Raw genomic sequence first — 4,471 nt, forward strand, 5'->3', positions numbered from 1 at the left:
ATGGTTAAGAAGAAAACGGAAGACTAACCCTCCAGACCTCCGCCACCAGGCTGTTCTGTACCCTGGTCGCTTCCACCGGGCTTCTGCTCAGTACCCTGCTCGCCGCTGCCAGGATTGGTAGTAGAACCGGTATCCTCGCCGTCCACATTAGGTGCATCGATGGAGTCAGGCAACTTGATGTTAAACTCCTTGTCCATGTACTTAAACAACACCTGGTTGACGTTAGAGAAGGCGAAGGTACGCTTCAGCTTCAGGGCATACTGGTAGATAGGAGTACCCTTGATGCCGTTCTTCTCGTTCGGGCGGTTAGCCTTAAGCCATGCGCTGCTAGCAGCCTGCTGTTTGGCGAACTTCTCGCGCTGCAGCTTCTGCTTCTCTGTAGCAGGACCCTTGTATGGGTTGGCGAGTTTGGCGAGATGGATTTTGTTACTAGACTTGTTAGTGGCGAAGTAGTCGTTAGACTTGTTACCATACTTACCACTGATACCTTTGATGATGTCGATTGCTTGAATTGTAGCCATAATAATTGTGTTTTTTTTTAAGGTTAATAACTAATTTGTCAGATGCCGACGCAACTCTGAACGCCGAGTGTGGCGAGGAGTGCTGTGATCACGCTTACGATAAACTGGAGTACAGTCTTGAGCGTTTCTTTGTTTTTTGTGTTACTCATGGTATTAGATCATTAAAGTTACTTACTTGGCTGTTTTCACCTGCTACATTCGGGGCGCCTCCGAGATGCGTTCGGCTTCTGCCAGCCTTTTTTGTTTCTGTTGCAAAGATACGACATCCCCAAAAATCAATCATACGTTTCTATACGTTTCCTGCGATTCGAGGACATTTTCTTTTAAATTCCTGAACTTTCGCACACGGATTGCACGGAAATTTTTATCCACGGAACACACGGAGCACACAGATTCTAGTTAAAGATTTTGTTCAAGATTCTAGTTTAGATGTCGAGCCGTAGGCGATCCATAATAAAACCCTCCCCAGAAGCGAGGTATTCGAGCGCATTTTCAGTTAGGATTTTCGTTAAAGATTATTATTTCTGGCCAAAGGCCATATTTAATCAAAGATTTCCCCCAAAGATTTCTTGCCGTAGGCAACTAAAAAAAAAATCCACGGATCACACGGAGAACACGGATTATAGTTAAAGATTTTGTTCAAGATTCTAGTTTAGATGTCGAGCCGTAAGGCGATCCCCATAAAAACCCTTCCCAGAAGCGAGGTATTCGAGCGCATTTTCAGTCGAGATTTTCGTTAAAGATTATTATTTCTGGCCAAAGGCCATATTTAAAAAAGGATTTCCTCCAAAGATTTCTTGCCGTAGGCAACCCCCAAAACATCCGTATAAATTCCGTCTAAATTCCGATGATCCGATGATCCGATGATCCGATGGATCACGGCCCACCCAGGTATTCCACGATGAGTCTGACCTCACGTGCCGAAAACCACTTACTCGTTTTCCTGTACCCCTGCTTCGCGAGGGCAGCCGTCAGGGGCTGACAGCGGCAGATCCATGACATCAGGCGGTTGACCGCCGTGTGCGGCGTGGCAGACGGGAAATATCTGAGCGCCAAATCTTTTTTGGTATAAGACCGAATTTCAAAATCGTTCATAGCGTGTTGTTGTTAACTGAACTTTCGCATGTGGGGAAGTTAAGGGAAGTTAGGGAAGTTAGAGAGAAGTTAAGGGACTAATGTCCTACGTCTTACGGCAAAAGGCTATTGTCTCTTCACTTCCCGAACGACCGTAGGAAGTGATCACTCTTTAACTTCAATCAATTCCCTCAGTTGCGCATGTGGGGAAGTTAAGATAACTTCTTTAACTTCAATCAATTCCCTCAGTTGCGAAACTTGAATTGTTAATAGATGAAACATAATAATCAGAGAAATCCTTGCACCCTGCCGGCAACTGGTGGTGATGGAGCGTCGGCAATACCTCACGCAACTGCATGAAGAGACGCTCGCCAGGCGCATCGCGATCGGGAAACATGTGGAACGACGTGCCCAACCGGTTTGCCAGATCGCTCAACAACTCCTTGTCAGCCACGGAGAGCAAGGTGGCAGACGGAATCGCCACCGCCTTATGACCCGCCGAGAGCATCGCCCAACAGTCGGAGCATCCCTCCGTGATGTAGAGCGGTTCCTCAGGCCGCAGCATCGCCACCACAGGCAGGTTGTAGATCGTGCAGCGCGCCCCGTAGGGGAAGCGGAAGCGCGGCGTCACGTCCCCCTTGTGGTAGTCGAGGTTGCGGTTCTGCAAACCGATGAGCTGCCCCGTCGTGTCGAAATATGGCGTCTGCAACCAATGGATGCCCAGACGGTCAGTCCACGACGACAGGCGGCACCAGCGCACCACACGCGGATTGATCTTCCGTTCGGCAAACAGGAACTGTTGCGCCTCGCTGCTCAACCACGGATGTTCGAAGTTGCGGGCATAGCGCGAGGCATCAAACGGCCTCATGGCTTTCTCCGCCACAGGCGTGCGCGGTCGGTATTCGTCGATCACCACGTTAGCATCGTCAGCCAGCCATCGGCACGCCCTGGGGAAATCCTTGTCGAGGTGGCGCATCACGAGGTCTATCGTGCCGCCGTGAGCTCCACAGGCAAAACACCTGAAGCTGTTAGTCCTTGCGAGAAACGTCATACTCGCATGATGGTCATCATGAAACGGACACAGACATTTATGTCGCGTCACCCGCAGTCCGAGGCGCTCCGCCACCGCCTCAATGGGCAGTGCGCGAAGCTTTTCAATCTTCATTCTGTCGAGCATGGCTATTTCCTTTTAGTACCACGTCCGACAACATTCCCCATCAGATACTCCTGCGTCTTGGAGTACAGCCCCGTCTGGGCAGAATACGTGATGAAGTTGCGGTTCTTCCAAACATGCAACTGGCCTCTGGTCCCCTCCCTCGATTTGCCGAGAGAGACGCGGAGAGCCTCCAGTTGTGCCTCGTTAAACGTATCAGGCAGGTCACACAGCATGTTCTTCGGACCACTCTTCTGTGCGTCACCCAAACTGTCGCTACCCTCTTTGAACATATCTCCAAATATTTGCGATTTAGACCAGAGGTCGTAATACACCAGCCATTCCACGAAATCGCCCATACCCTTAGTCCATGTCATGCCGTTCAGGATATAGAGCACGCACCCTTTCTTCCATGCATTCACGATAGACCGCTTACTCATATCCCACAGGGTATCATCATCCGTGAGGTCAGCCAGCGCCGCCATGTCGAGCGCCAGTCTATCAGCCAGTTTGTTGAGCGGCTGCACCACATGTCGCCCTTTGCAAGCCTGCAGGCGCACGATATAGGCATCGAGTTTCTTGAGGAAATCCTCATCATACTCCCCCTGTCGTGGAATATGCCCATCGCGATTGCCGCGAGCCTTATAGGAGAAAGCCACACGTCCGAGCGTACCGTTAAACAAGTCGCGCTTGAAGAAATTCCTTGCTTCACCCGGAGTACATGAAATATTCATGTTGACACGCAGCACCGGATTTCCCGTCACACCCTCAGCCGTGGCACGAAGTGCACCAGCCCTGGCCTTGTCGTAGATGTTGCGGATAGTCTGCGTCACCTGCTTATGACCGCCGCATATCTTGTCAGCCATCTCCACCTCCGGCATGTTATAGTATTGCGTGTGTGCGTTCCCCTGTTCACATGCCATCGCATTCTGTATGAAGGCAGCATTAGTCACATCGGAAGGTGGAAACCAAAACGAGACATCAGGACGAATAGGTTTCTCCTTGTTGGCACCTTTCGACTTCATGTTTCTTTGCCATTCCACGAGCTTCTGCAACTCCACTTCATCATGCTTTCGCGCGAAACGCATCATCGCTTCAACATATCCCTGCAGTTGGCCTTTTCCGCCTGCAGAACCTGCCGAAAGTGCATCTATCATGCCACAAAGTTCCTTCCAAGATTGGTCTGGATACAAAAATTCAGTTGCACTGATATGAGCTGCTGCAGCATCAAAAAGTGTCGGAGCGATAGGTTCACGCATGTCTGGAGATACCTGCGAGAGCACTAATTTCACGAAATCCAAGCCTTTTCCAAGTTTTGGCATGGCTGGAGCAGTCTTTGTTGTAATGTCGTAAGTCATTATATTACAGCTTTTTAGATTGAAATTGGATGAGCCTAAAAATATCAATATCAGTTATATCAGTTGTTTTTTAAGGGGTACCCATTTCGCTCCCTACCTATATATTATTATATATATTATTGATTATTAATTAGTTATAAGTATTATATAAGGGGGTTGAAATTTTATATACCCTCAAAAAAACAACTGTAACTGATATTAACTGATATTTTGGCTAGAATTCACTCTCCCTCTCCGAGGCCTGTTGCACTTTCTACCAGTTTGGCAACCTGCCTCAGTTCTTTGGCAGCTTCCATACAGAACTTAGCGAAAGTGAGTTTCTCGTTGTAGTCTGGGCGATTGAACGTAGGATAGATAGTCCCGTC

At 48.9% G+C, this 4,471-nt stretch carries 5 protein-coding genes; all 5 read right to left on the minus strand.

The annotated features are described in order from the left end of the window. Positions 1-23: 23 nt before the first annotated feature. Positions 24-521: a hypothetical protein gene (locus CIK88_RS12005; RefSeq protein ID WP_094436719.1), complete on the minus strand. Its 498-nt coding sequence runs from the start codon at positions 519-521 to the stop codon at positions 24-26. A gap of 38 nt (positions 522-559) precedes the next feature. Beyond that, positions 560-670 carry a smalltalk protein gene (locus tag CIK88_RS12445; protein WP_158214686.1) on the minus strand — a complete coding sequence of 37 codons (111 nt, stop codon included), beginning with the start codon at positions 668-670 and terminating at the stop codon, positions 560-562. A 727-nt stretch (positions 671-1,397) separates the two neighbouring features. Further along, positions 1,398-1,616 carry a DUF4248 domain-containing protein gene (locus CIK88_RS12010; RefSeq protein WP_094390502.1) on the minus strand — a complete coding sequence of 73 codons (219 nt, stop codon included), beginning with the start codon at positions 1,614-1,616 and terminating at the stop codon, positions 1,398-1,400. Positions 1,617-1,827: 211 nt separating this feature from the next. Beyond that, on the minus strand, positions 1,828-2,760 hold the full coding sequence (locus tag CIK88_RS12015; protein ID WP_158214687.1) for a CHC2 zinc finger domain-containing protein: 933 nt from the start codon (positions 2,758-2,760) through the stop codon (positions 1,828-1,830). A gap of 14 nt (positions 2,761-2,774) precedes the next feature. Beyond that, positions 2,775-4,106 (minus strand): hypothetical protein, encoded by a 1,332-nt coding sequence (locus CIK88_RS12020; RefSeq protein ID WP_094436723.1) that lies wholly within the window; start codon positions 4,104-4,106, stop codon positions 2,775-2,777. Positions 4,107-4,471: the final 365 nt, after the last annotated feature.

It is taken from the genome of Prevotella sp. P5-50 (assembly GCF_002251295.1).
GTDB lineage: Bacteria > Bacteroidota > Bacteroidia > Bacteroidales > Bacteroidaceae > Prevotella.